The organism is Tardiphaga sp. 768_D3_N2_1 (assembly GCF_052076105.1).
In the GTDB taxonomy this organism is placed as follows: Bacteria; Pseudomonadota; Alphaproteobacteria; order Rhizobiales; family Xanthobacteraceae; genus Tardiphaga.
Window position 1 is genome coordinate 4,674,044 of record NZ_CP197245.1, and the last position, 23,385, is coordinate 4,697,428.

Below are 23,385 nucleotides of genomic sequence, written 5' to 3' on the forward strand. Positions count from 1 at the left end.
CCAAACGCAAAACGCCGGGTATCAGGGACACCCGGCGTTTTGAATTCCCGGTCGAAGACGCGTCTCAGGAGTCGGCGCGGCCGCTCTGGATCACCACCACGCGGCTGCCGATCTTCACGCGATTGTAGAGATCAACGACATCCTGGTTCATCAGCCGGATGCAGCCGCTGGACACCGCATGGCCGATGGTCTCGGGCTCGGTGGTGCCGTGGATCCGGAACATGGTGTCGCGGTCACCCTGATAGAGATACATCGCGCGAGGTCCGAGCGGATTGTCGATGCCGCCCTCCATGCCGCCCGCCATCTTGCGGTAGCGCGCAGGTTCGCGGTTCATCATGTTTTCCGTCGGGGTCCAATGCGGCCACTCGGCCTTGCGCTTGATCGTGGCGTTGCCCGCAAAAGCGAGGCCGGCCTTGCCGACACCGATGCCATAGCGCATCGCCTTGCCGTCGCCCTCGACGAGGTAGAGATGTCGCGCGGCCGTATCGACCACGATGGTGCCGACGGGCTCCTTGGTGCGGTAAGCGACGCGCTGACGCAGCATCGCCGGATCGATTGCGGAGACGTCGATGGCCGGCAGCGTGTACCCACCGTCATTCAACTCGGCATAACTGGCGGACGGACCGCCAAAGCCGGTGGACGACATCATCCCACCGCTGCTTGCACACCCCACCAGCAAAGCGGGCAACATCAAAAGCGCCAGAAGGCGCAGCCCGCGTGATCCACCAAAACCAGTCATTCCCATCCCTTGCTGCAACGCGTCCAACCCGGACGACCCGCACCTCATACAGGGCTGAGCGATCAAATCAGGCTCAACAGCGTGTCATTCGGGTCATGGAACAGCTCTGCGGTGCACTTTGCGCGCCGCTGTGGTGATCGCGCCACAGCCGCGCAGGTTCACGAATAACCTCAGGTTGATCGATCGCCTTTGAGGGTCTGCCGGCGCGCAGCGCGAGCCTCTCCGCGGAACCGCAGCAGCGATGCCCGCCGATGCGTGCCGAAGGGCTCCAGCGTGAGCCTCGCCGGCCTTGTTGGGACCAGCGACATTGAGGACCGCGCCATGACGACGCGATTCAGCACGATGTCATCCCGCAACTATCAATGCGCGGACGACCGCTACAAATGCCACGCGCATGACGGGATCGATATCATGTCAGTTGATCGAGCGACGCGCCCGATGAAGTACACGCGCATTGTAATGCGAAGCACTTGCAGCTGGATTTCACGGCTTGCATCGTCGGGATCGGCATATTAGAGCACACAGCCGCGTGAGACTTCGCGTTACCCCAACGAGATTTTCAGATGACAAGCGTTCGCAGTCTTGCGCAAGGCAGCATTGCCGTTGGCCTGCTGGTCCTCGGCATGAAATATGCCGCCTATTATCTGACCGGCAGCGTCGCACTGCTGTCCGATGCGATTGAAAGCATCGTCAATGTCGTGACGGCCATCGTCGTTTTGCTTGCGACCACGCTGAGCGCGAAACCGGCAGACGACGATCATCCCTATGGGCATCATAAGGTTGAATATTTTTCGGCCGTGCTCGAAGGCGTGCTGATCGTGCTCGCCGCGATCCTGATCATGCGTGAAGCCTATCAAAGCTATCTGACGCCTCGCCTCGTCGAAGCGCCCTGGCTCGGGCTGCTCGTCAACGCAGCGGCGAGCATCATCAATGCCGGCTGGGCATGGGTGCTGATCCGGCAAGGCCGCATCCATCGCTCGCCTGCCCTCGAAGCAGATGGCCGCCATTTATTGTCCGACGTGTATTCCTCGATCGGCGTTCTCGGCGGCGTCGGAGTAGCGGCACTGTCGGGCATCGCGATCCTCGACCCGATCCTTGCGGCACTCGTCGCCCTCAATATCCTGTGGGCCGGTTGGGGCCTGATGAAGGCGTCGCTCAGCGGATTGATGGACGAGGCAATCCCGCCAGCCATGCTCGCGAGCATCAAGCAGACCATATCGACCCATGCCGACGGCGCCATCGAGGCGCATGACCTGCGCACCCGCCGCGCCGGCAGCATGACCTTTATCGATTTCCATCTGGTGGTGGCAGGATCGACCACCGTGAGCGCCGCGCACGACATTTGCGACAAGCTGGAGACCGCGATCCGCCAGGAGATCGGCGAGGCGCTGATCACCATCCATGTCGAACCCGACGACAAGGCCAAGCATTCCGGAATCGTGGTTCTCTGACCTGGATCAACGAATCCGGTCACGAACGGCTTTGACAGGTTCCGCCCCCGTGTTAATCGGGAGGCGAGGATCGTTCCCGTGACACATGTTTCGCGCAAACGCTGGTTTGGGGCCGTGGCATCTTTGGCCGCTGCCTATGCGCTTGTGCTCAATGTCGTGCTGTCCAGCCTGTTGCTGGCCGCGATCTCGCCGACTGCGCAGGCCGCAGGCTTCGAGCTCTGCCTCACCCATCCCGATCTTGCCGCATCCCCGGATGACGCCGGCAAGACTACCGGCGCTCCGGCGGTACATTGCCCGATCTGCGTCGGCACCCATGCGCCGGGCGCCCCGCCTGCCTCCGCGACTTTCCTCGTCTCGCGTATCGCCATCGCGATCGCTCCTGTTGCCGCCCGCGACGATCGCATCGTCGCAGAAGCCGCAACTTCCGACCACCGGGCCCGCGCGCCACCGCGCCTGAGCTGACGTTCCACGCCGTCAGACGCCGCGCACCAACGCGCGCGTATCTCAGTTCAATCCCGGTGGAGTTTTCCCCATGCTATCCGTTTCCATGCGGCTGCGCAGCGTCCTGCTCGCATCCGCGGCCGCGCTCATTCCAGGCGCGGTGTCGGCCCAATCGGCCTCCTCGACATCGCTTCCGGCGGTCACCGTCGATGCGCCGGCGCAACAGCGCGCTGTCGCCGCGCGCAAACCGCACCAAACTCAAACTGCGCCAAACGCCCGCACGGCCCGTACCGGCCCTGCGGCAACGCCAACACCTGCCGGCGCGCAGGCTCCGAGCGTCCCAGGCGCCCTTACGGTGCTGACCGCGCAGCAGGCGCTGCGCGAGATCCAGCAGACGCCGGGCGGCGTCGCGCTGGTGACCGCAGATGCGTGGCGGAACTCAACTCCGTCGAACACCATCAAGGACATCCTCGATTATGTGCCAGGCGTGTTCGCACAGCCGAAATGGGGCGACGACACCCGCCTCTCGATCCGCGGATCGAGCCTGTCGCGCAATTTCCATCTGCGCGGCGTGCAGCTCTATATGGACGGCATCCCGATCAACACCGCCGACGGCTATGGCGATTTCCAGGAAATCGACCCAACCGCCTATAAATATGTCGAGGTGTTCAAGGGCGGCAACGCATTGCGCTTCGGCGCCAATTCGCTCGGCGGCGCGATCAACTTCGTGACGCCCACCGGCCGCGATCCGTTCGCGAACGGCGCATCGGTCGACATGGGCGCCTTCGGCTTCCGCCGGCTGCAGGCCAACACCGGCGGCGTGAACGGTCCGTGGGACGGCTTCATCACGGCCTCGACGCAATCCGCCGACGGCTTTCGCGATCACAGCTACGGCGAGGCCACGCGCGTCAGCGGCAATGTCGGCTACCAGTTCTCGCCGGACTTCGAGACGCGCTTCTATCTCAATGCCAACAGCGTAAGGCAGCGCATTCCCGGCTCGGTGAGCAAGGACAGCGCGCTGAATTCGCCGACCACCGCGGCGGCCAATAACCTCACCGGGGACCAGCAGCGCAACATCGACACAGTACGTCTCGCCAACAAGACGACGATCCGGCTCGACAATACCACGATCGACTTTGGCGTCTTCGGCGTCGACCGCCACCTGATGCATCCGATCTTCCAGTATCTGGACTACAGCTATCAGGACTATGGCGGCTTCGGAAAAGTGACCGACGATCGCATCATCGGTGGCTATCGCAACGTCTTCATCGCCGGCGTCAATGTGATCAATGGCCGGATCGACAACAACCAGTATGTCAATGTCGCCGGCCAGAAGGGCGCGCTGGCGTCATCCTCGATCGACCGCTCGAAGAATACCTCGGTCTATGCCGAAAACTCGCTCTACGTTCTACCGACTGTTGCCGTGATTGGTGGCACGCAGTTCCTCTATGCCACGCGAAATCGCCAGGACCGCTTCCTGAGCGATGGTGACCAGTCGGGCGCCACCGAATTCAACCTGTGGAGTCCGAAGGGCGGATTGCTCTGGAATATCGATCCGACATGGCAAGCCTATGCCAATGTCTCGCGCAGTGCCGAAGTGCCGAGCTTTGGCGAGAGTTCGAACGGCCCGAGCATCCCGACGATTCCATTCACCAGCATCCGGCCACAGCGTGCGACCACCTATGAAATCGGCACCCGCGGACGACGTCCCGACCTGACATGGGAGCTGACGGGTTACCGCGCCAACATCACCGACGAATTGCAATGCATCTATAGCGCCTTCGGCAATTGCAACGTCACCAATGCGGACCGCACCATCCATCAGGGCATCGAGGCCAGCCTCGGCATCGCTGTCTTCAAGGGCATGTTCGATGCAGGGCCGCAGCCGGACAAGCTCTGGCTCAACATGGCCTATACGTTCAACGACTTCCGCTTCGACAATGACGCGACGTTCGGCAACAACCTGCTGCCGGGCGCGCCGCGGCACTATCTGCGCGCGGAACTGCTCTACAAGCACGCCAACGGCTTCTATCTCGGCCCCAATGTCGAATGGGTGCCGGAAGCCTACTATGTCGACAGCGCCAACACGCTGAAGACCGAACCCTATGCGCTGCTCGGCCTGAAAGCCGGCGTCGACAATGGCGGCACTTATTCCGGCTATATCGAGGCGCGCAACGTGCTCGATACCCGCTACATCGCCTCCGCCAGTATCCTCGACAGGGCCACAGCGACGTCGCCGCTGTTCGAACCCGGCACCGGCCGCGCCGTCTATGCCGGCGTCAAGGCGAGGTGGTGAAGATGACGAATTCCGCTATGCTTCAATTCACGAAAGGACGTTCCATGACCAACCGCTCCATGCTGTTGCTTCTCACTGCGCTGGGCGCAGTGGCCTCACCCGCTTATGCCCATGTCTTCGTGCAGAGCGGTCCGGCCACGGTCGGCGGCTCCTATCGCGCAGTGCTCGCCGTGCCGCATGGCTGCGGCGCCTCGCCAACGACAAAGATCACCGTGCAGATTCCGGAAGGGATGATCGCCGTGAAGCCCATGGCGAAGCCAGGCTGGACCATCGCGATCAAGAAGGGCGCCTATGCGCAAACTTACGACTTCATGCACGGCATGAAGGCGTCGGAAGGCGTCAAGGAAATCACCTGGACCGGCAAGCTCGACAACGACTTCTATGACGAGTTCGTATTCTCGGCCTATCTGCCTGCCGCATTGAAGGCCGATGCGCCGCTGTATCTGCCGACGCTGCAGAGCTGCGAGCAGGGCTCGGAAGACTGGGCGCAGATCCCGGCTGCTGGGCAGGATCCGCACAGCCTGAAATCTCCGGCGCCGACCGTGCGCCTTGCCGCCGCCTCGCCGCACGATGCCATGGCGCAGATGGCCGGCATGGTCCACGCGGGCGACCTGATGATCATGACGCCCTGGACGCGCGCGACGCCGCCCGCAGCCAAGGTGGCCGGCGGCTATCTCACCATCACGAATAGCGGCAAGACCAGCGACAAGCTGCTCGGTGGGACATTCACCGGCGGCAGCCGCATCGAGGTGCATGAGATGAGCATGACCGATGGCGTGATGAAGATGCGCCTGCTCAATGAAGGGCTCGAGATCAAGCCCGGCGCCACCGTGAAGCTCGAGCCCGGCGGCTATCATTTGATGCTGATGGATCTCGCCAAGCCGTTCGCCAAGGGCGACAAAGTGAAGGTGCAGCTACAGTTCGAGAAAGCCGGCAAGGTGGACATCGAACTCGACGTCAATGCCGTTGGCGCCTCGGCACCGGCCGGTGGCGGACACGCGCACTGATCACGTCGACATCAGGCGCACCGCACATGTTGCGGTGCGCCTGATGGCTAGGACGAGGCCGCGATTGCGTCGCGTGTATCGATCCGGATTGCCTTGACCGCGCCGCAATGGGCGCAGCCGAACAGCCTGATCTCGAAACCCTGGGATCGCTCAATGTCTTGCAAGAACGTGCGCGTCTTGCACTGATCGCATTTCAAATGGCTGGTGCGGATATTGTCATTGCCGAACGGCATCGCACGATGAGGCATATCAGAACTCTTGACGACAGACAGTCCGCCCCGTTGCGAACTGTCAAATGATGCGCGTGACAATGAGATTGACCTGGAATTGACGTGAATCACGCGCAGCACGAATCAGAAGTCGCTTCGCTCATAATATTTAGCTAATTCTGATAGCTTGCAATTCTGAATGTCTCAATTTTTTGTCAGCGCTCCCTGACGCAACGGTCTGGCATGCAATCCACCATCGTTGCAGGCCACGGTTCTACCTGGCGTCAGTGCAGCCGGGGAGCTTTCAACATCTTGGAGCGGTCCGTGGATACCAATTCGACGTCGAACGTATCGCCGCCGCGATAGAGCGTCAGCGGCACGTCGACGCCGGCCGGACCGAGCGCCCAGAGCGCGCGATAGAACTCGACGGAATCGGATACCTCCTCACCGTTGACGGCAAGAATCACGTCGCCGGTCTTGAGCTCGGCCCGGGCCGCGGGGCCCTTCTTGGCAATCCCGACCACGACCACCCTGTCCTCGACCTCGGCGGCATACAGGCCGAGCCACGGCCGCGGCGGCTTGTTGACACGACCATAGGTCCTGAGATCGTCGAGGACCGGCTTCAGCAGGTCGATCGGCACGATCATGTTGAGATGCTCGTTCTTGCCGCCATGCTCGCGCTCGATCTGCAGCGAGCCGATGCCGATCAACTCGCCTCTGGCGTTGATCAGGGCGGCACCGCCCCAGTTCGGATGCGCCGGATGTGTGAAAATCGCGTCGTCGAGCAGGTATTCCCAATAGCCCGCGAATTCCTGAGTCGCGGCGATCTTGCCGGCCACGGAGCGCGTGCGCCCACCGACGCCGCCGATCACCACGCGATCGCCGATCTTCGCTGTCGCCGACTCGCCGAGCGGCAGCGGCGCGATGTCGATCTCGCCGAGCGCCTGCACGAGTCCGAAGCCGCTTTCCTGATCGACGCCCAGCGCGGTCCCCTGCACCACACGGCCGTCGCCGAGATGGACCCAGATCGTTTCGGCTTCAGTGATGAGATATCCGATGGTGAGGATGAGACCGTCACCGATCAGCACGCCATTGCCGGCGCGCTCGGTGCCGAGCGTTTCTGCCGTGAAAGCATCTTCAGGAACAATGCAATGCAGCCCGACCACCGCGTCCAGCGCCTGTTCGAGGTCGAAGCCGTAATCCTCAGCACGCGGCTGCACGTCCGGGGGGACTTTCCACTCGGTCAGTGAAGGCATGCAAATTCTCCTTTGCCCGGAATGGCCAGTCCCCGCCATATAAGAACCGATCGCCGACGTGGAAGTCCAGCCTGTGAACTTGGCGGCCCTGCGGCGTTTGGCTACGCACCGGAACGTTGTGCGAGCCACGCCAGCAGCACTGCGTTGATCTCGCGCGGATAGCAGTGGCTGAGATCGTCGATCTCGCGATAGGTGACATCAGCGCCGGCGATCGTGAGCGCCTGCTGTGCCTCGCGTGCGGTCTGCACCGGGAACATCCAGTCGAGACGGCCATGGACCAGATGGATGGGCAGACCGCGCAGGCGATCTGCATCAGCAAACTGCGCCATCAGCGGATGGAAGGTCGAGGCCACCGGCGCCAGATGGGTGAAGGGCGACTCGGCGCGGAGGCCGCTGACATAGCAGAAGGTGCCGCCATCGCTCATGCCGGTCAGCAGGAGCTGCGCGGGATCAATATGCCAGCGCGACTGCACCAGTTCGAGAATGCGCGAAAGATTTGGCGTATCGGCATCATCGCCCATCAGCGCCCAGGTGCTGCCGATCGCCGTCGGCGCGACGAGAATCGCGCCAGAGCTGCGGGCATCGGCGAGCCAGCTCCACAGGAAAGCCCGGCCGTTGCCGCTGCCGCCATGCAGCGCCATCACCAGCGGCCATGCCCGATCCGGCGTGTAGGTTTCTGGCACATACATCGAGAAACCGCCGCGACGACCGGGCTCGCCATCATGAATGACGCCGGTGTTCTCTGCCGAAGGCGAGGCCAGCCGTTCAAGCAGTGCCGTGTTCTCGCGCATGTCAGGCGAAAGGAAGAACGTACTCACAGGCGGCAGCCGCGCCACCGTGGCGTAGAGCGCCTCCTGCGCGCGCGTCGCATGGCGCAATGCGCGAGCCACCATCGGCAAATCGCCACCGGGCTGCTGGGCGGCGCGCAGGCCGGTAAAGGCGGTCAGCGCTGCGTCGCTCGCCGCATCGAGATGCGCCCGCAGATCACTAAAATCATCCGGCCATGCGTTGAGTTCTGCGCGCACCGCCTTGAGCGCCTGATCGGGCTCGCCCACCGCTTCCATGACGGCACCGAACGTCGGCGGATGCAGATTGCGCGCAACGAATTGCAGCGCCTCGAGCGACTGCAGCAGCGGCGGCAACAGCACCACGATATCGTCGACGACAATGTCGCTCATCGGAAACTCCCGGCAAATCACTTGGCCCTATCAACCCAGGACCGAGCGAGAGGCCAAAGACCATACCGATACGACGGCAAAGCGGCCATCTCCGCGCCCCCGCGATATCTGCCAACCACAGCTATCGATCATCCAAATCACCGACATCCGGCGAAATCGCTGCGACGCAGCATTGAAATACCGTAGACTTTCAAGTTTTGTATACATATACAGAAATTTATGAGCATCAGCCCGATCGCCGCCAGGCCCTATCTGAGAGACGAAGTCTATACGGCCCTGAAAGTTCGGCTGGGGGTGCGCGCGGCCGGCCTCACGGCCCCCTTGCGACTTCGAGAGGAAGAGCTTGCGGCCGAGCTCGGGGTCAGCCGGACTCCCGTACGCGAGGCCATGCGCAGGCTCGAACAGGAAGGGCTGATCACGTTTCGCCCGCGCCGCGGCGCGCGGCTGATGCCGACATCGCTGCCGGAATATCTCGAATGGCTGTCGATCCGGGAAATGCTGGAAGGTCTGGCAGCGCGCGAGGTAGCCCTCCACGGTGCGGCTGATGTCGCGTCCCGCCTGCGGGCCGTGTTCGCCGATTTCGATGAAGCCGGCGCGCTGGCACGCCCCGCCGAATATGCCGCTGCGAACACTGCCTTTCATGCACTGATGATCGAAGAGAGCGGCAACGCCCTGCTCGGCAAGACATGGGACTCATTCGGCCATCTGAAAATGGCGGGACTGCGCTTCATCGAGCGTCTCAACCGCGGCTCGCAGTCGTTTCACGAGCATCACGACATCATCGACGCAATCGCACAGCGCGATCCCGACCGCGCGGAAATGCTCGCGCGACGGCATGTCCGTTTGCTGCGCGACCAGGCAGCAGCGTCGTTGAAAGAATTTGACCTCCACGAACAGGATGAGACCCCGACATGATCTTCCTCACTTTCGCAGCCGCAGACGGACCGCATCTCGGCCTCCTGATCGATGACAAGGTTCTCGATCTGACGAAGGCGTGGCCGGGTGCAGGCCAGGTCTCCGCGCCGCGTCATGTCGGCGATCTCGCCGAAGCCGGCGAAGCGGGGCTCGCCATCGTGCGTGATCTCGCATCCACCGCGAAGGCCGCGAACCTTGTTGCGCTGGCATCGCTGACTCTGATGGCACCGATCCCGCGGCCAAAAAAGAACGTTTTCTGCGTCGGCCGCAATTACAAGGACCATATCGACGAAGGCATGCGCGCGCAGGGCAAGGCGCCCGCCCCGCTGCCAAGCGTGCCGGAATTCTTCACCAAACCGCCGACCGCCGTGATCGCTTCAGGTGAAACGATTCCGCAGCATGCCAATGTCACCGAACAGCTCGATTACGAAGTCGAGCTCGCCGTCATCGTCGGCAAGCCGGGCAGCAACATTTCCGCACAGAACGCCTTCGATCATGTGTTCGGCTATTCGATCATCAACGATATCACCGGTCGCGACATGCAGCGCCGCTACGGCCAGTGGTTCAAGGGCAAGGGCCTCGATCGCTCCTGCCCATTCGGGCCGGTTGTGGTCCATGCGTCCGCGCTGCCGAATGTTGGCGACCTTCGGATCTTCAGCACGGTCAATGGCGAGGTACGCCAGGACAGCCGCACCAGCCGCATGATCTTCGATATCCCGGCCATCATCGAACATCTGACGCGCGGCCTCACGCTGGAGTCCGGAGACGTGATCGCCACCGGGACCCCGTCCGGGGTCGGTTATGCGATGACGCCGCCGCGCTTCCTGCTCAGGGGAGATCGCGTCACGGCCGAGATCGAAGGCATCGGCATCCTGTCCAACAACATCGTGGCCTGACACGGCACCGCACTCGCCAAAAACAAGGACAACAACATGAGTGACTCCCGGGCATTCCGCGTGCAGCGTGCAACGTCGGACTTTCGCTGGCCGAATGGCGCACGCATCGGCGTCGTCTTCAACCTGGCCTACGAAGCCTGGTCGCCCGGCAAGGCTCCGGGCATCGGGCCGATGGGCAACGTGTTGCAGCCCGGCTTTTTCGATACCAACGCGCACTCCTGGGCGAGCTATGGCGCCGTGCGCGGCATCCAGCGCCTCACGCGGATCGCCGCCGCAAACGATGTGAAGACCAGCATCATGGTCAACGGCGTGCTGGCCGAAACCCACCCGACCGTGTTGAAGGAGCTGCATGCCGCTGGCCACGAGATCGTGGCGCATTCCTATGGCATGGATGTCATCCCGGTCTATTTCGACGAGGCCGGTGAGCGCGCCAATATCCGCCGCACCGGTGACCTCATCGCCGCCGTCACCGGCGAACGTCCGAAAGGATGGATCAGCCCACGCGGCACCGGAAGCCTGATTTCGCCAAAGCTGCTCGCTGAGGAAGGCTATGTCTGGTTCGGCGACTGCAATGACGACGACCTGCCCTCGATCATTGCTCAGAAAGATGCGCCGGAGCAGCGCATCGTCGGCATCCCGCTAACGATGGACGTGAACGATCTGCCGCACAGCATCCGCTACGGCAATGCGCCGGCAACACTGATCGACCAGTTCCGCGCCATCCTCGACAATGCTAGCCAGGCCGACGCGGCGCCGTTCATGCTCGACGTCACCGCGCACACTCATGTGTTCGGTCGGCCGGCAGGCGCGTGGGTTTACGACGCCATGATCAAGCTGGCGCGCAAGCGCGACGATGTCTGGATTGGCACGCGTATGGAGATTGCCGAATACGCGCTGGCGCAGGGCCGGTGGTTCAAGGACGAGGTGTTCTGATCCACGCCCATTTGAGGAGGCGCAAAAGCCTCCCGAAAAGATATCGAGGAGGAATATCGTGACGCACTTCTTCAAGCGCGCATCCTGCGCGGTCGTCATCACCGCAGCGCTGCTGACGGCGATCGATCCCGCCGTCGCCCAGCAGCCCTACCCATCGCAGCCGGTGCGCCTGCTCGTCGCTTTCGCCCCGGGCGGTCCCGCGGATATCATCGCGCGCATTGTCGGACAGAAACTGAACGATCTGTGGCGCGAACCCGTCGTGATCGAGAATCGCGGTGGTGCCGGCGGCAATATCGCGGCTGCCGCGGCTGCAAGAGCCGAACCCAATGGCTATACCGTGCTGGTGACCACAAGCGCATTCGCCGTCAATCCGAGCCTGTCGGCAAAGGCCGGCTATTCGCCGGATGAATTCAAGACCGTGGTGGTCGCGGCGACCACGCCCAATCTGATCGTCGGCGCGCCGAATCTCGCAGCATCGACCCTGCGTGAGGTGATTGCCTCTGCCGCCAAGGAAAACTTCACCTATGGCACCGCCGGTGTCGGCACTACGCCGCATCTGTCGGCCGAAAAAATATTCAAGCTCAACGCCAAGGCCAACATCATACATGCGCCGTTCACGGGAGCAGGTCCCGCGCTCAACGCGGTGATGGGCGGACACACGCCTCTGGCCAGTGTCGCCTTACCCGCCGCGATGGAGCTGGTGAAGGGCAAACAGGTCAAGGCGCTGGCCGTGACGAGCCGCGAGCGTATGCCATCGCTTCCGGATGTCCCGACCGCGCGCGAGCTCGGACTGAGCGACGACGAGGACGCAACCTGGGTGGCATTCCTGGTGCCGGCGAAGACGCCGCAGGCAGTCATCGACAAGCTCAACGCTGACGTGAACAAGACGCTTGCAGATGCAAGTGTTCGCGAACAATTCGACCGCATCGGCTTCGCGGCCGTTGGTAGTTCGGTGACCGACTCCCAAAACTATGTGCGCGGAGAGATCACCAAATGGGGCGATATCATCCGCAAGCTCGAGCTGAAGCAGGATTAGCGATTCTGGTGTAGCCCGGCTCCATACCAGAACCCCCGCTTGCTCTTCCGACGCTGTGAGGCCATCTTACCAATGATCTAGGACCCATTCGGTGAGGTCCAAGATCAGATCGTGCTATCGCGACTCCCGCGAGGTCTTGATCCATGACCTGCTCCCGTTGCGGTTTCGAGGTTCAGAGCGGCTTTGCTTTCTGCCCGAAGTGCGGTGCAAAGCAGCCGAACTCGTGCCCCGGTTGCGGCTATGTATGCGCACCCGATTTTACGTATTGCCCGAAATGTGGCGCCCACGTCGATGACGACTCTAATGCCGGCGACCGACGGGAGGCGTCATCACCGACGATTCCGGTAGGGCCCGATCGACCAGCGCTCAAGCCGAGCCCGGCAGTCGAGATCGAGCGAGCATCGCGGCGGACACCCCACAAGGTCGATACCGAAGCGAACCGCCGCACCGTTACCGTGCTGTTTGCGGATCTCAGTGGCTTTACCACGATGAGCGAGCGGCTCGACCCGGAAGTCATGCAGACTCTTCAGAACGAATTGTTTGAGGAACTAACGGCAGCGGTGCAAAATTTTGGCGGCTTCGTGGACAAATTCATCGGCGATGCGCTGCTCGCACTGTTTGGTGCGCCGGCCACGCACGAAGACGACCCTGAGCGGGCGCTCCGCGCGGCCCTCGACATGATCCAGCGAACGGCGCACCTGGGAGAACGTTTGAAGGCATACGCAGGTGCGCCGCTCATGCTCCATATCGGCATCAACACCGGGCACGTGGTTGCGGGGGGACTTGGTGCGGGCGCTGCCAAATCCTATTCAGTGACCGGTGACACGGTGAATACCGCTCAGCGATTGCAATCGATGGCAGCCCCGGGCGAAGTGCTGGTGGGGCCACTCACCTACCGCCTCACGCGGCATGCATTCTCGTATGAATCACTTGGCGACGTTGCGCTTCGCGGCAAGGTTGGCAGCGTCCTGGTACATCGTCTCAAGGGGCCTCTCGACACACCGCGTGCGGCGCGCGGACTCGAAATACTGGGCCTTAGCGCGCCGCTGATCGGACGCGACGAAGAGATCGCCCGTATGATGGGGTGCCTTAATCTGGCGTGTGGCGGAGCTGCTCAACTGGTGCGGCTGGTCGGCGAAGCCGGCATCGGAAAAACGCGCCTGATGAATGAGTTCGTTACCCGCGCTCGCGATGATGACCGCTTCGCGAGCGTGGCGATTCGACGGGCCGTTTGCTCGCCCCTGGGTGAACAATCCTACGGTACCCTCGCCGCGGTGCTGCGCAGTGCTTACGGCATCGCGCACAAGGCTTCGGCGGCAGAGACGCAGACCAAGCTGGCCGAAGCGCTGTCGGAGCTTGGCCTGGCGACCGAAGAAATCGAGCGGCTGATACCCCTCTACTTCTATGTTCTTGGTCTCGGCGACCCCGATGCCGCTTTGCAGCATGTTGAGCCGGAACAGCTCCGGCGACAGATTTTTTTCGCGATCCGCACAGTCTTCGAACGGCGTCTGGCCCTATCGCCCCTCCTGATTATTGTCGAGGACCTGCACTGGGCCGATGCCGTGTCGCTTGAGGTACTGCGGTTCGTGATGGATCGGCTGGAGCGCAGGCGGCTGATGCTATTGTTCACACACCGACCGGCGCTTGAAATGGATCCGCTCGAGTCAAGTCGAATTAGCCATACAACACTCCGGCTGGCACCCCTTTGCGTCGCTGACGGAAAAAAGCTGCTCGCGGCATTCTTCGGTGACGGTTGGAGTGGGTCTTCCGGAAATCTATTCAATCGAATTCTTGAACGGGCGAGCGGTAATCCGCTGTTCGTTGAAGAAATCATACGCGGTCTTATCGAAGCTGGCGTCTTGGCGCGTGACGGCCCGCATTGGCAGATCAAGTCCGATGAAGCGGCCGCTGACATCCCGGCGAGCATTCAGGCCTTGTTACTCGCGCGAGTGGACCGACTGCCACACGACGTGCGTCGGTTGGCTCAAGAGGCAGCGGTTATCGGCCCGCGCTTTGATGTTGCTCTTCTCGGTGCCACGGCGACCGCCCCGGTGAAAGTAGAGGCAGGGCTTGAACTGTTGTGCGACGCCGAGATCATCGAGGAGATCGCAGGTGCGAACTCGATTTCGCTGCAATCCTATCGTTTCACGCAAACCCTGCTTCAGGATGTGATCTACCAAAATCTCCTTCTGCAACGGCGTATTGAGATGCATGGGCGGATCGGTACTGCTCTCGAGCAGTTGTGCGGGGATGATCCCGAGCAGCTCGAAGACCTTACCTTGCTGGGACATCATTTCAGCCTCAGTGCAAGCAAGCCGAAGGGCGCACATTACCTGAGCGCAGCAGGTGATCGAGCGCGCGCGATCTACGCCAACGATGACGCCATCCGCCTCTATCAGCAGGCACTCGCCGTCTTGTTGACCTCTGGCGATCAAGGACCGGAACGGCTTGTGCTGTACGAGCGAATTGCCGACCTTTGTGGAGCTGCTGGCCGACGAGACACGGCCGACGAACACTACGAGACGGTGTTGGAGATCCATCGCGCGGCCGGGGACCGCGCCGCCGCAGCGCGGATACTGCGCAAACTTGGTCGATTGATGTGGGACGCTGGCAAACGAACCAGGGCGGAGGCGCATTACGCCGAGGCGGCTGCGTTGCTTGAAGGAACGGACGCGCCGATCGAGTGGGCGCATCTCGTGCAAGAGCGCGGCCACCTCGCGTTTCGGACGGGCGATCACGCCGCGGCTGCGAGATGGGCAGACGATGCGCTGGGTTACGCTCAATCCGTGCCGCCGGACGTAGATATACAAGCCGGGCTTGAGGCGGCTCGCGCTACTGCAGAAGCGCTCAATACCAAAGGAGTTGCACTCGCGCGGCTGGGCCGAAGCCGGGAGGCCGTGCGCGAGGTGGAACGTAGCGTCGCAGTCGCCGAAGCCGCTGGCCTCCTCAGCGCAGCCTGTCGCGGTTACACGAATCTTAGTGTGCTCTACACGATGGTCGATCCGGCACAAGCCATGGAGGTATGCCGGCGCGGCCTTGATGTCGCGCGCCGTATCGGCGATCTCGGCTTTCAGGCGCGCCTTCTTGCCAATCTCGCTGTCGCTTGTTGCACTTTTACGGACAGATGTGCCGACGAAGGCGTGCCTGCTGCCGAAAAGGCGATCGAACTCGACCGTGCGCTCGATCAGCGCGAGCATCTCGCTGTGCCATTGATTGTGCTCGGACAAATTCATCAATGCCATGGCCAGCCGGAACTTGCGGCCCGCTGCTACAATGAAGCAATCGAGGTGGCGCGCGAAACGGGCGAGCCACAGCAGCTCTTTCCATGTTATGATGGTCTAGCAACGCTGAACCTCGATCGAGGCGACATGCCTGAGGCCGAGCGGTATTTTGCTTTGGCGCACGATGTTTGCGCCCATCACGGGCTTGATCCTGAAGCTCTGATCGTATTGCCGTTTCTTGATTAGTAAACTGAAGGAGGTTGACCATGTCCGAACATCATGTCGATGGGCTACTCCACCCGGGCGACCGCGCACCGAACATTGTGCTGGATGCGATTACACGCGACGGCAAGATTGCGCTTGATGACTTTCGCGGCCACAGCCCAGTATTGGTCGGCTTATTTCGAGGCCTGCATTGCCCGTTCTGTCGGCGCCATCTCGCGACCCAGGCGCAACTTGACCCAGCCCTGCGCGAGAAAGGCGTCGAGAGTCTGGTGGTGGTCAACACGCCAATCGAGCGTGCGCGGCTCTATTTCCGTTATCATCCGTTGCCCAATCTGCTCGCCGCGTCCGACCCCGAGCGCGTTTCGCACCGCGCGTTTGGCTTGCCCAATCTCGAATTCACGGAGAACGAAAGCGAGTGGCCGCACAAGATGGGAATGGACGCTGTCATGACCATGCGGATAGACATGCCGGGCGAGCTGCCCGAGCCGATGAATCCGATGGCCGCGGCTGATCTCCTCAACAATAAGGACGGCTACGAAATGACCGAAGCCGACGAGCACATGAAGGCAACTGGCCATGGCCAACTCTTTGGCCAATTCCTGCTTGATCGGGAGGGTATCGTGCGCTGGAGCTTTACCGAAGTTCCCGAGGAGGGCCGTCGCATGTTTGGGGCTCCGACCCCACGAGAGCTGATGTCGGCCGCCTCCCAGGTTGCAGGCTAAGTATCATAGCGCGTTTCGGCGTGCACTTCTGCCACGGGCGGCGCTAGGACTGTCGCGAGAAGCGTGCTCTGTCCGGCCAAAGCACGAGACCTGACTGTGCTTCGCAAGCTTGGATATTCGGTTGGGGTCATTCGCGTCCTTACGAGGGCGCAATGTACATGTCCGCTAAACCCTAACGAGTCGACATTCGCGCGATCAACGACTAGGTCAGCGAAGCGCCATGAGCCGACCGGTCAAAGAATGAAGGCGTGGATCTCGCTGGCGCCCGCAATTCCGGCTCGGACGGAGAAACGCATGGGGCACGGCACTCCTAAGGAACAACCGCCAGCCACCACATCGATCATAGTCCCCCTCTAGGCCAGAATCCGCCCGCTCGACATGCCGTTGAGGAATGAGTCCCACGACAGTAGCGCCCGACGACGCCTACGGATCGAGTTCCGTATCCCAGTAGAGATAGTCGAGCCAGCTGCCGTGCAGATAGTTCGGCGGAAACAGCCGGCCGTTGCGATGGAGCTGGTGCACCGTCGGCGCGAAGGCCGTCTGGCGCGGGAACATGCGCGCCTGCTGCGTGGTCATGTTGCCCTTGCGCAGATTGCAGGGCGAACAGGCCGCAACAACGTTCTCCCAAGTGGTCTGGCCGCCCTTGGAGCGTGGGATGATATGATCGAAGGTCAGATCGTCATGCGAGCCGCAATACTGACAGGAGAAGCGGTCGCGCAAGAAGACGTTGAACCGGGTGAAAGCAGGATGCGTCGTCGGCTTCACGAACGACTTCAGCGACACCACGCTGGGCAGCTGAAATTCGAACGAAGGGCTCCGCACCGCGTGATCGTAGTGCTCTACGATATTCACACGGTCGAGAAACACTGCCTTGATCGCGTCTTGCCACGACCACAGGGACAGTGGGTAGTAACTCAGCGGCCGGAAGTCCGCATTGAGGACCAGAACCGGCCAACCGCCTTGCGAGACATGTGCGTTCAAGTAACGCTCCTGACCCCCACATATGGCTGCGAAGCAACCTGTCTCCACATACTACAGGCAGCGTGACAGGGTTGTGAAGGGCATAGGGCAGACCTTATCCCCTCACAAAAGCGCCGTGTTGGGACGCTTTTCTGGGAACTGCGGGTGGTCTGTCGCAGCGCCTGCCGCTAAACCCCGTGGCGCGCGCCCGGTTCGCGGCCGCGAATACCGGACGCTGCCCGATGGTCCCTTCCTCCCGCTATCTCGAAGCCCCGCAACGGCTGCGCGCCTTTGTCCGCGCGCATGAAACCAGCCTTGCGGTTCTGGCGGCGCTGATCGGCGTGATCGGGGGTCTCGTGGTGGCCGCCATGAGCGCTGCGGTCAGTGTCCTTCACGCCGTGTTGTTCAATCTGGAATGGGGCCAGCGGCTCTCCAGCCAGTTCTGGATCGATCCGGTGCGCGCGATTCTGGTTCCCAGCTTGGGCGGGCTGCTGCTTGGCATCGCGTTCCTGCTTTTGTTGCGCTGGCGACCGGCCCGCGAGGTCGACCCCATCGAGGCCAATGCGCTCCATGGGGGGCGGATGTCGTTCCGCGGCAGCGTCATCGTCGCGCTGCAAACCGTGTGGTCCAGCGGCGTCGGCGCCTCGGTGGGTCTCGAGGCCGGCTACACCCAGCTCGCCAGCGGCCTCGGCGCCTCCATCGGGCGCGCCTTCCATCTGCGGCGTGGCGATCAGCGCGTCATGGTCGGCTGCGGTGCGGCGGCCGCGATCGCCGGCGCATTCGGTGCGCCGCTGGCGGGCGCGTTCTATGCCTTCGAACTGGTGATCGGCAGCTACACATCGGCGAGCCTGATGCCGGTCGGCATCGCCGCGGTGATCGGCTATTTCGTCGCCCATGCCTTCGATCCGCTGTCACTCGGCATCGTTGCCGGACGGTTTGGCGACGTGCTCGGTCATGATCTCGTCGTGGCTGCCCTGCTCGGCGTCTTCGCCGCGACCTTCGGCATCGGCATCATGCGTGTCGTCGCCTGGACCGAAGCGCTGCTCACCAAAATCAATTTGTGGCCGCCGCTGCGTCCGGCGCTGGGCGGGCTGCTGGTCGGCTTGATGGCGCTGCTGACGCCGCAAATCATGGCATCCGGACACGGCGCGCTGCATTTCGGCGGCATGACAGCCTATCCGGTCGCATTGGTGGCCTTCGTGATGGCGCTGAAGACCCTTGCCTCGATCGTCTCGCTCGGCACGGGTTTTCGTGGCGGCCTGTTTTTTGCCACGCTGTTTCTCGGCGCCCTCGGCGGCCATCTGTTCGCGGTCGGTTTCAATGCGATCGGCGCCGGCTTCACCATCGATCCCGCCGTCTACACCATCATCGGCATGAGCGCGCTGTCCGCCTCGGTGATCGGCGGCCCGCTCACCATGTCGTTCATCGCGCTCGAATCCACCGGCAATCTTTGGCTCACCACCGCGGTGCTGGTGGCCGTCATCATCTCCACCCAGCTGACGCGCGAACTGTTCGGCTACTCCTTCGCCACATGGCGCCTGCATCTGCGCGGCGAGACCATCCGCAGCGCCGCCGACGTCGGCTGGATCCGCGATCTCACCGTCAAGCGCCTGCTCCGCCCGGACGTGCCGACTGTCGACTCCACCATGCCGCTCGACGAATTCCGCGAGAAGTTTCCGCTCGGCTCGAAGACCCAGGTTGTCGCCGTCGATCCCGAAGGCCGCTATGTCGGCCTCGCCACCGTCGCTGAAGCGCATTCACCTGATGTGACGGCATTCCGCCTCGACAGCCTGCTGCATTGTCGCGATGTCGTCCTGCATCCCGACATGAACATCCGCGACGCCATGGTGGTATTCGAGGGCGCCGAAGCGGAATCGCTGGCCGTCGTCGAGCCAGCAAGCCACCGCGTGCTCGGCACGCTATCGGAAGCCCACGCGACGCGGCGCTATGCCGAAGAGTCCGAGCAGCGTCGCCGCGAAGCGATCGGCGAGATGTGACGGTCTGTCGTCAGCCGTCCGCGAGCGACAGCATATGCCCCTGATGCGGCGGCACCCGGCCGGCCAGTGTATCGCGATAGATGTGCTCGACGGCGACAGGGCCACGGTTCTCGGCAATCTCGAGCGACTGTTCCAGCAGCGGCAGGAATCCTGACCACGCCGCATTGAAGCGTGTATCGATGCCGCCCGGTCCCCATTCCTTGGCGCGCTTGCGGATCTGGTCCGGCGCGAAGAACCATGAGGGTTTGGCGCCGGGAAGCTCCTCATCCACCGCTGCATCCTGATGGGTGAGCCCGACGCGGCCGCTATAGACGAGCTTGTCGTTGAAGTGCCGATGCAGCCGGCCGCGCAGATCGGCATTCCCGGCCATATCGACGAAGGCCACCGGTTGACCGACAGGCAGCTTATCGATGTGGTCGTAGAGCACGACGTCGTCGTAGCAGCCGAGCGACCGCACGAAATCGGCATTCCCCGCCGAGGTCAGGCCGATCACGCGGAGCGGTTTGCGCTTGCTGTGCAGCAGATGCGCGAGACCGAAAGCGGTCTTGCTGGACGCACTGGAGAGAATGACAGTGCGGGCACCGAAGAATTCCTGCTCGGCGAGAAAATCGTCCACCAGGAACGAGAGCATGAAGAGCGGCCGCAGCAACGCCTGATAGTCGCCGTTGCGCCCGGCAAAGGCCGGATCCCCGGTCACCCGCGCATAGGCATTGTAGACCGGCGCCACGCTTTGCCGATGCGCCGCGCCATCGCGCAGGCCGCGCTTGCTGACATCCGCGGCCTCGATCACCAGATGCGAGGCCATCGGGAAATAGCCGAACAGCCGCTCGCCTTCGGCGATCTGCGGATGCATCGAGGCAATCACTCTGCCAAACCCCCAGACCGGAATGTTGCCGAAGCCGTCAGGCGCCTTGAACAGCTGCCAGTATTTCATCTGGTCACCCAGCATCGCATAAGTGATGTTGTTTGCGGTGAAGGCGAAGCGCTCGACTTCGACCAGAAGGCAATCATCGGATAGTTCGTCCAGTCGCGGCAGCGACATCTGCACCAACGCGGTGCCTTGAAAATCATTCTTCGCGATATTGAATTGCGTGCATGTGCTCATGTTCGAACTCCGCAGCGTTGTTCTGCTGCGATCATTCCCGCGACCAATGTCTGTTTTGCGACAGCGGAGTTGTTTAAAACAACGTCCGTTTCAAACGCCGTTTAAGACAGACCGTCTTACGTCGCAGCCCTGTTAAGTCGTCACCTTGCCGATCACGCCTTCGCGCTTCTTGATGGCGTGATAGTAGGCCCACCACAGATGCGCCGCGGCGCCGCGCAGCGGGCGCCATGATTCTGCCAGCGGCGCCATCTGCTTCACGGTCGGGCGCTCCTTGAGACCGAGCCCGACCTTGATCGATTCCTGAATGGCGACATCGCCCGCGGGCCAGGCGTCGCCGTGACCGAGACAGAACAGCAGATAGACGTCGGCAGTCCATGGTCCGATGCCGTGCAATGCGACCAGCGTGTTATGCGCAGCATCGGCGTCTTCCTCGGCAAGCACGTCGAGATTCAGCCGCTCCTCGACGAGTTCGCGCGCCAGCGCTTTCAGCGTCTTGATCTTCGCCGCCGACAGGCCAAGCCGGCCCAGGCGATCGGTGCGCGCCTTGCGGATGGCATGATGATCGAACGGCGAGAAGGCGCCGGAGACGCGGCCCCAGATCGCAGAGGCTGAGGCCACCGAGACCTGCTGCCCGCAGATAATCTGCGCAAGCCCCTCGAAGCCCGGCGCGCGTTGCCGCAGCGCCGGCATCCCGGCCATGGCCAGGATTGGCTTCAGGCGCGGGTCCAGTTTCACCAGCTTCATCACGGCGTCGTCGAGCACGGACTGATCTGTGAGATGAACGGTCATGATTCCCAAGGATCACCACGCCGCGACCGCAAGATCAATGCCGCCAATGAATGCGCTGCGGCAATAGCGCACCACCCGGCCGGGAACCAAAGCTCTGGAAGACACGTTATCCACACTCAACGGAGGCTTATCGACATGCGGACGTTTTTTGGAATGATCCTGGGTGCGCTGATCCTGGGCGTCGGTGTTTACATCTACGATTCGATGTCGACCTCGTCTGTGGCCAACGGCCAGACCGCGCAGGAGCGCCGGACCATCGTCAATTGGGACGTCGCCGCCAATGAATGGGAAGCGCTGAAAACGCGCACCAAACAGGATTGGGCCAAGCTGACCTCGCAAGTGAAGTCGTAAGACGCCAACGACAAACCGGCTGAAGCCAGCCAAAAACGCCCTCGCTGATGAGCGAGGGCGTTTTTCTGTCGTGAACGTGCCGGCTTTTACTTCTTCGCAGCCGCAGCTTTACGCGCATCGGCGATCGCGAGAACGAATTGTTCTTTCGTGATCGGCCCGGGAATGCGGAACTTGCCGACGATGAAGGATGGCGTACCGTTGAAGCCGAAGGCGGTCGCCTGCTCGTCGATCTGCTTCAGCTTCGCGACAATCGCATCCTGATTTTTCTGCAGATCGGCGACGGCGCGATCGACGTCGATGCCAGCCTTTGCGAGCCGGTCGCGGGCGATAGCCTCGGTCAGTTTGGTATCGAGGCTGATCAGGGCCTCCTGCGCCTCGAGGAACTTGTTCTGATACTTCGCCGCGAGCACGAGACGGGCGGCATGGACCGACACCGGCCCCAGGATCGGCCAATCCTTCGACACCAGTCGCACCTTGCCGTCTTCCTTCACCAAGGCGCGCAGGTCAGGCGCGATCTTGCGGCAATAAGGGCACTGATAGTCGAAATATTCGACGATGGTGACGTCGCCCTTCGGATTCCCGGCGGCCGGGATGTCCGGATCGCGAAGCACCGCGGCTTCGTTGAGGACGTCATCGCCCTTGGCTGCACCGGCAGCAGCCAGCATCTCGCCATGGGTGCCCAACAATATGGCGCCGCCAAGCAGTCCGAGCGCAGCGCGGCGCGTCGTGAGGCCATGTGAGTTTTGGCGGATTGTGGCGGTCATGATGTTCTCCGAAAGACGCATCAGGCGCCAGTGCTCAGGTCACGTAGATGTTGCGGGCCAACATATAGAGCGCCACCATAATAATGATAGACGCAAAAACGGTATTCAGCGCACCACGCCGCAGCGACAGATGCCGGGCGAAACTGGTTCCGACCAGGCCGCCAAGCAGACCACCGAGAATGAACACCAGCGCAAGCTTCCAGGAGATCAGTCCGGACCAGGCATAGCTCGACGCCGTGGTGAGGCCGAAAGCGGTGACCGCCACCAGCGACGACGAGATCGCACTCATGATCGACATGCCCGTGGCCGCCATCAGCGCCGGCACGATCAGAAAGCCACCACCAATCCCGAAGAAGCCGGACAGCCCGCCGGTGACAAGACCCAGCGCCAGCAGCGATGGCGTGTTCGACATGCTGATCTCGACGCGTTGCTCGCCGGCATGGGCGCGCGTCTTCAGCATCAGCACGGCGATCACCAGCATCAGGACCGCGAACAGCGCCAGCAGATTCTGCCCGTCCACCCGCTTGCCGAGGATCGAACCTCCGAGCGCACCGACGATTCCTGCAGCGGCAAATACCAGCGCGCAGGACCAGTGCACATTGCCGCCACGCGCATGATTGCCGAGATTGACCGCCGCATTGGCCGCGACCGCAATGGCGCTGGTGCCGATCGCGACATGCGGCTCAGGCACGCCGACGACATAGACCATCAGCGGCACGGCGAGGATCGAGCCGCCGCCACCAACCAGGCCGAGCGAGAAGCCGACCAGCGCGCCCGAAGCCAGGCCGAGCGCCCCTTGCATCACAGTCATCATCAGCGGTCGATTCTCACCTTTTCATTCGAGCATGATCTCCAGAAAAACCGGTGTCCACCTTTCCGGATCCTGTTCTGGGG

The 23,385-nt window shown here is 62.4% G+C and carries 21 protein-coding genes; 12 read left to right on the top strand and 9 right to left on the bottom strand.

Annotated elements, in window-relative coordinates; all coding sequences use genetic code 11:
• Positions 1–64 precede the first annotated feature (64 nt).
• Complete coding sequence (locus tag AB8A27_RS21930) at positions 65–649, bottom strand: L,D-transpeptidase (RefSeq protein ID WP_441243725.1); 585 nt, start codon at positions 647–649, stop codon at positions 65–67.
• A 653-nt stretch (positions 650–1,302) separates the two neighbouring features.
• On the opposite strand from AB8A27_RS21930, the gene AB8A27_RS21935 reads away from it, so the two are divergent.
• The 4 genes from AB8A27_RS21935 (at position 1,303) to AB8A27_RS21950 (ending at position 5,934) form a co-directional block, all read left to right on the top strand.
• Entirely contained in the window at positions 1,303–2,190 is an 888-nt protein-coding gene (locus AB8A27_RS21935) for a cation diffusion facilitator family transporter (protein WP_441243726.1), read from the top strand.
• A 78-nt stretch (positions 2,191–2,268) separates the two neighbouring features.
• Positions 2,269–2,652, top strand: coding sequence for a DUF2946 family protein (locus tag AB8A27_RS21940; RefSeq protein WP_441243727.1), 384 nt, complete (start codon positions 2,269–2,271; stop codon positions 2,650–2,652).
• A 70-nt stretch (positions 2,653–2,722) separates the two neighbouring features.
• Positions 2,723–4,927: a TonB-dependent receptor domain-containing protein gene (locus AB8A27_RS21945; RefSeq protein ID WP_441243728.1), complete on the top strand. Its 2,205-nt coding sequence runs from the start codon at positions 2,723–2,725 to the stop codon at positions 4,925–4,927.
• 44 nt (positions 4,928–4,971) lie between these two features.
• Positions 4,972–5,934: a DUF1775 domain-containing protein gene (locus tag AB8A27_RS21950; RefSeq protein WP_441243729.1), complete on the top strand. Its 963-nt coding sequence runs from the start codon at positions 4,972–4,974 to the stop codon at positions 5,932–5,934.
• Positions 5,935–5,981: 47 nt separating this feature from the next.
• Here the strand turns inward: AB8A27_RS21950 and AB8A27_RS21955 are convergent, their stop codons facing one another.
• The 3 genes from AB8A27_RS21955 to AB8A27_RS21965 form a co-directional block, all read right to left on the bottom strand.
• On the bottom strand, positions 5,982–6,182 hold the full coding sequence (locus AB8A27_RS21955) for a hypothetical protein (protein WP_441243730.1): 201 nt from the start codon (positions 6,180–6,182) through the stop codon (positions 5,982–5,984).
• A 245-nt stretch (positions 6,183–6,427) separates the two neighbouring features.
• Positions 6,428–7,399 carry a S1C family serine protease gene (locus tag AB8A27_RS21960; RefSeq protein WP_441243731.1) on the bottom strand — a complete coding sequence of 324 codons (972 nt, stop codon included), beginning with the start codon at positions 7,397–7,399 and terminating at the stop codon, positions 6,428–6,430.
• Between the two features lie 101 nt (positions 7,400–7,500).
• Positions 7,501–8,577 (bottom strand): phospholipase, encoded by a 1,077-nt coding sequence (locus AB8A27_RS21965; RefSeq protein WP_441243732.1) that lies wholly within the window; start codon positions 8,575–8,577, stop codon positions 7,501–7,503.
• Between the two features lie 219 nt (positions 8,578–8,796).
• On the opposite strand from AB8A27_RS21965, the gene AB8A27_RS21970 reads away from it, so the two are divergent.
• The 6 genes from AB8A27_RS21970 to AB8A27_RS21995 all read left to right on the top strand — a co-directional run bounded on the left by AB8A27_RS21970 (position 8,797) and on the right by AB8A27_RS21995 (position 16,525).
• Complete coding sequence (locus AB8A27_RS21970) at positions 8,797–9,492, top strand: GntR family transcriptional regulator (RefSeq protein WP_441243733.1); 696 nt, start codon at positions 8,797–8,799, stop codon at positions 9,490–9,492.
• Positions 9,489–10,388 (top strand): fumarylacetoacetate hydrolase family protein, encoded by a 900-nt coding sequence (locus AB8A27_RS21975; protein WP_441243734.1) that lies wholly within the window; start codon positions 9,489–9,491, stop codon positions 10,386–10,388. The genes AB8A27_RS21970 and AB8A27_RS21975 overlap by 4 nt, the downstream gene beginning before the upstream one ends.
• Positions 10,389–10,424: 36 nt before the next feature.
• Positions 10,425–11,321, top strand: coding sequence for a polysaccharide deacetylase family protein (locus AB8A27_RS21980; protein WP_441243735.1), 897 nt, complete (start codon positions 10,425–10,427; stop codon positions 11,319–11,321).
• A gap of 58 nt (positions 11,322–11,379) precedes the next feature.
• Positions 11,380–12,357 carry a Bug family tripartite tricarboxylate transporter substrate binding protein gene (locus tag AB8A27_RS21985; RefSeq protein ID WP_441243736.1) on the top strand — a complete coding sequence of 326 codons (978 nt, stop codon included), beginning with the start codon at positions 11,380–11,382 and terminating at the stop codon, positions 12,355–12,357.
• Positions 12,358–12,500: 143 nt separating this feature from the next.
• The gene (locus tag AB8A27_RS21990; protein ID WP_441243737.1) at positions 12,501–15,824 is read left to right on the top strand and encodes an adenylate/guanylate cyclase domain-containing protein; all 3,324 of its coding nucleotides are present in this window, start codon (positions 12,501–12,503) and stop codon (positions 15,822–15,824) included.
• A 20-nt stretch (positions 15,825–15,844) separates the two neighbouring features.
• Positions 15,845–16,525 carry a peroxiredoxin-like family protein gene (locus tag AB8A27_RS21995; RefSeq protein ID WP_441243738.1) on the top strand — a complete coding sequence of 227 codons (681 nt, stop codon included), beginning with the start codon at positions 15,845–15,847 and terminating at the stop codon, positions 16,523–16,525.
• 423 nt (positions 16,526–16,948) lie between these two features.
• Here the strand turns inward: AB8A27_RS21995 and AB8A27_RS22000 are convergent, their stop codons facing one another.
• Complete coding sequence (locus AB8A27_RS22000) at positions 16,949–17,506, bottom strand: HNH endonuclease (RefSeq protein ID WP_089267641.1); 558 nt, start codon at positions 17,504–17,506, stop codon at positions 16,949–16,951.
• Between the two features lie 221 nt (positions 17,507–17,727).
• Between AB8A27_RS22000 and AB8A27_RS22005 the strand changes: the two genes are divergently transcribed.
• Positions 17,728–19,482: a chloride channel protein gene (locus AB8A27_RS22005; RefSeq protein WP_441243739.1), complete on the top strand. Its 1,755-nt coding sequence runs from the start codon at positions 17,728–17,730 to the stop codon at positions 19,480–19,482.
• Between the two features lie 10 nt (positions 19,483–19,492).
• Here AB8A27_RS22005 and AB8A27_RS22010 read toward each other — a convergent pair whose 3' ends face one another.
• Positions 19,493–20,587, bottom strand: coding sequence for a DUF2855 family protein (locus AB8A27_RS22010; protein WP_441243740.1), 1,095 nt, complete (start codon positions 20,585–20,587; stop codon positions 19,493–19,495).
• 132 nt (positions 20,588–20,719) lie between these two features.
• A complete protein-coding gene (locus AB8A27_RS22015) occupies positions 20,720–21,376 on the bottom strand; it encodes a DNA-3-methyladenine glycosylase family protein (protein WP_441243741.1) in 657 nt (218 codons plus the stop codon).
• Positions 21,377–21,511: 135 nt separating this feature from the next.
• On the opposite strand from AB8A27_RS22015, the gene AB8A27_RS22020 reads away from it, so the two are divergent.
• On the top strand, positions 21,512–21,727 hold the full coding sequence (locus AB8A27_RS22020) for a hypothetical protein (RefSeq protein WP_439087470.1): 216 nt from the start codon (positions 21,512–21,514) through the stop codon (positions 21,725–21,727).
• A gap of 86 nt (positions 21,728–21,813) precedes the next feature.
• On the opposite strand, the gene AB8A27_RS22025 is transcribed toward AB8A27_RS22020, so the two are convergent.
• The gene (locus tag AB8A27_RS22025) at positions 21,814–22,491 is read right to left on the bottom strand and encodes a DsbA family protein (protein ID WP_441243742.1); all 678 of its coding nucleotides are present in this window, start codon (positions 22,489–22,491) and stop codon (positions 21,814–21,816) included.
• Positions 22,492–22,525: 34 nt separating this feature from the next.
• The gene (locus tag AB8A27_RS22030; RefSeq protein WP_441243743.1) at positions 22,526–23,305 is read right to left on the bottom strand and encodes a sulfite exporter TauE/SafE family protein; all 780 of its coding nucleotides are present in this window, start codon (positions 23,303–23,305) and stop codon (positions 22,526–22,528) included.
• Positions 23,306–23,385: the final 80 nt, after the last annotated feature.

Excerpts from the sequence above, each read along its gene's own strand:
- AB8A27_RS21935 (WP_441243726.1), top strand. The coding sequence starts at position 1,303 with ATGACAAGCGTTCGCAGTCTTGCGCAAGGCAGCATTGCCGTTGGCCTG.
- AB8A27_RS21965 (WP_441243732.1), bottom strand. The coding sequence starts at position 8,577 with ATGAGCGACATTGTCGTCGACGATATCGTGGTGCTGTTGCCGCCGCTG.
- AB8A27_RS21975 (WP_441243734.1), top strand. The coding sequence starts at position 9,489 with ATGATCTTCCTCACTTTCGCAGCCGCAGACGGACCGCATCTCGGCCTC.
- AB8A27_RS21970 (WP_441243733.1), top strand. The coding sequence starts at position 8,797 with ATGAGCATCAGCCCGATCGCCGCCAGGCCCTATCTGAGAGACGAAGTC.
- AB8A27_RS22005 (WP_441243739.1), top strand. The coding sequence starts at position 17,728 with ATGGTCCCTTCCTCCCGCTATCTCGAAGCCCCGCAACGGCTGCGCGCC.
- AB8A27_RS22020 (WP_439087470.1), top strand. The coding sequence starts at position 21,512 with ATGCGGACGTTTTTTGGAATGATCCTGGGTGCGCTGATCCTGGGCGTC.
- AB8A27_RS21960 (WP_441243731.1), bottom strand. The coding sequence starts at position 7,399 with ATGCCTTCACTGACCGAGTGGAAAGTCCCCCCGGACGTGCAGCCGCGT.
- AB8A27_RS22010 (WP_441243740.1), bottom strand. The coding sequence starts at position 20,587 with ATGAGCACATGCACGCAATTCAATATCGCGAAGAATGATTTTCAAGGC.
- AB8A27_RS22025 (WP_441243742.1), bottom strand. The coding sequence starts at position 22,491 with ATGACCGCCACAATCCGCCAAAACTCACATGGCCTCACGACGCGCCGC.
- AB8A27_RS21945 (WP_441243728.1), top strand. The coding sequence starts at position 2,723 with ATGCTATCCGTTTCCATGCGGCTGCGCAGCGTCCTGCTCGCATCCGCG.
- AB8A27_RS21950 (WP_441243729.1), top strand. The coding sequence starts at position 4,972 with ATGACCAACCGCTCCATGCTGTTGCTTCTCACTGCGCTGGGCGCAGTG.
- AB8A27_RS22030 (WP_441243743.1), bottom strand. The coding sequence starts at position 23,305 with ATGATGACTGTGATGCAAGGGGCGCTCGGCCTGGCTTCGGGCGCGCTG.
- AB8A27_RS21955 (WP_441243730.1), bottom strand. The coding sequence starts at position 6,182 with ATGCCTCATCGTGCGATGCCGTTCGGCAATGACAATATCCGCACCAGC.
- AB8A27_RS21980 (WP_441243735.1), top strand. The coding sequence starts at position 10,425 with ATGAGTGACTCCCGGGCATTCCGCGTGCAGCGTGCAACGTCGGACTTT.
- AB8A27_RS22015 (WP_441243741.1), bottom strand. The coding sequence starts at position 21,376 with ATGACCGTTCATCTCACAGATCAGTCCGTGCTCGACGACGCCGTGATG.
- AB8A27_RS21995 (WP_441243738.1), top strand. The coding sequence starts at position 15,845 with ATGTCCGAACATCATGTCGATGGGCTACTCCACCCGGGCGACCGCGCA.
- AB8A27_RS21990 (WP_441243737.1), top strand. The coding sequence starts at position 12,501 with ATGACCTGCTCCCGTTGCGGTTTCGAGGTTCAGAGCGGCTTTGCTTTC.
- AB8A27_RS21930 (WP_441243725.1), bottom strand. The coding sequence starts at position 649 with ATGATGTCGTCCACCGGCTTTGGCGGTCCGTCCGCCAGTTATGCCGAG.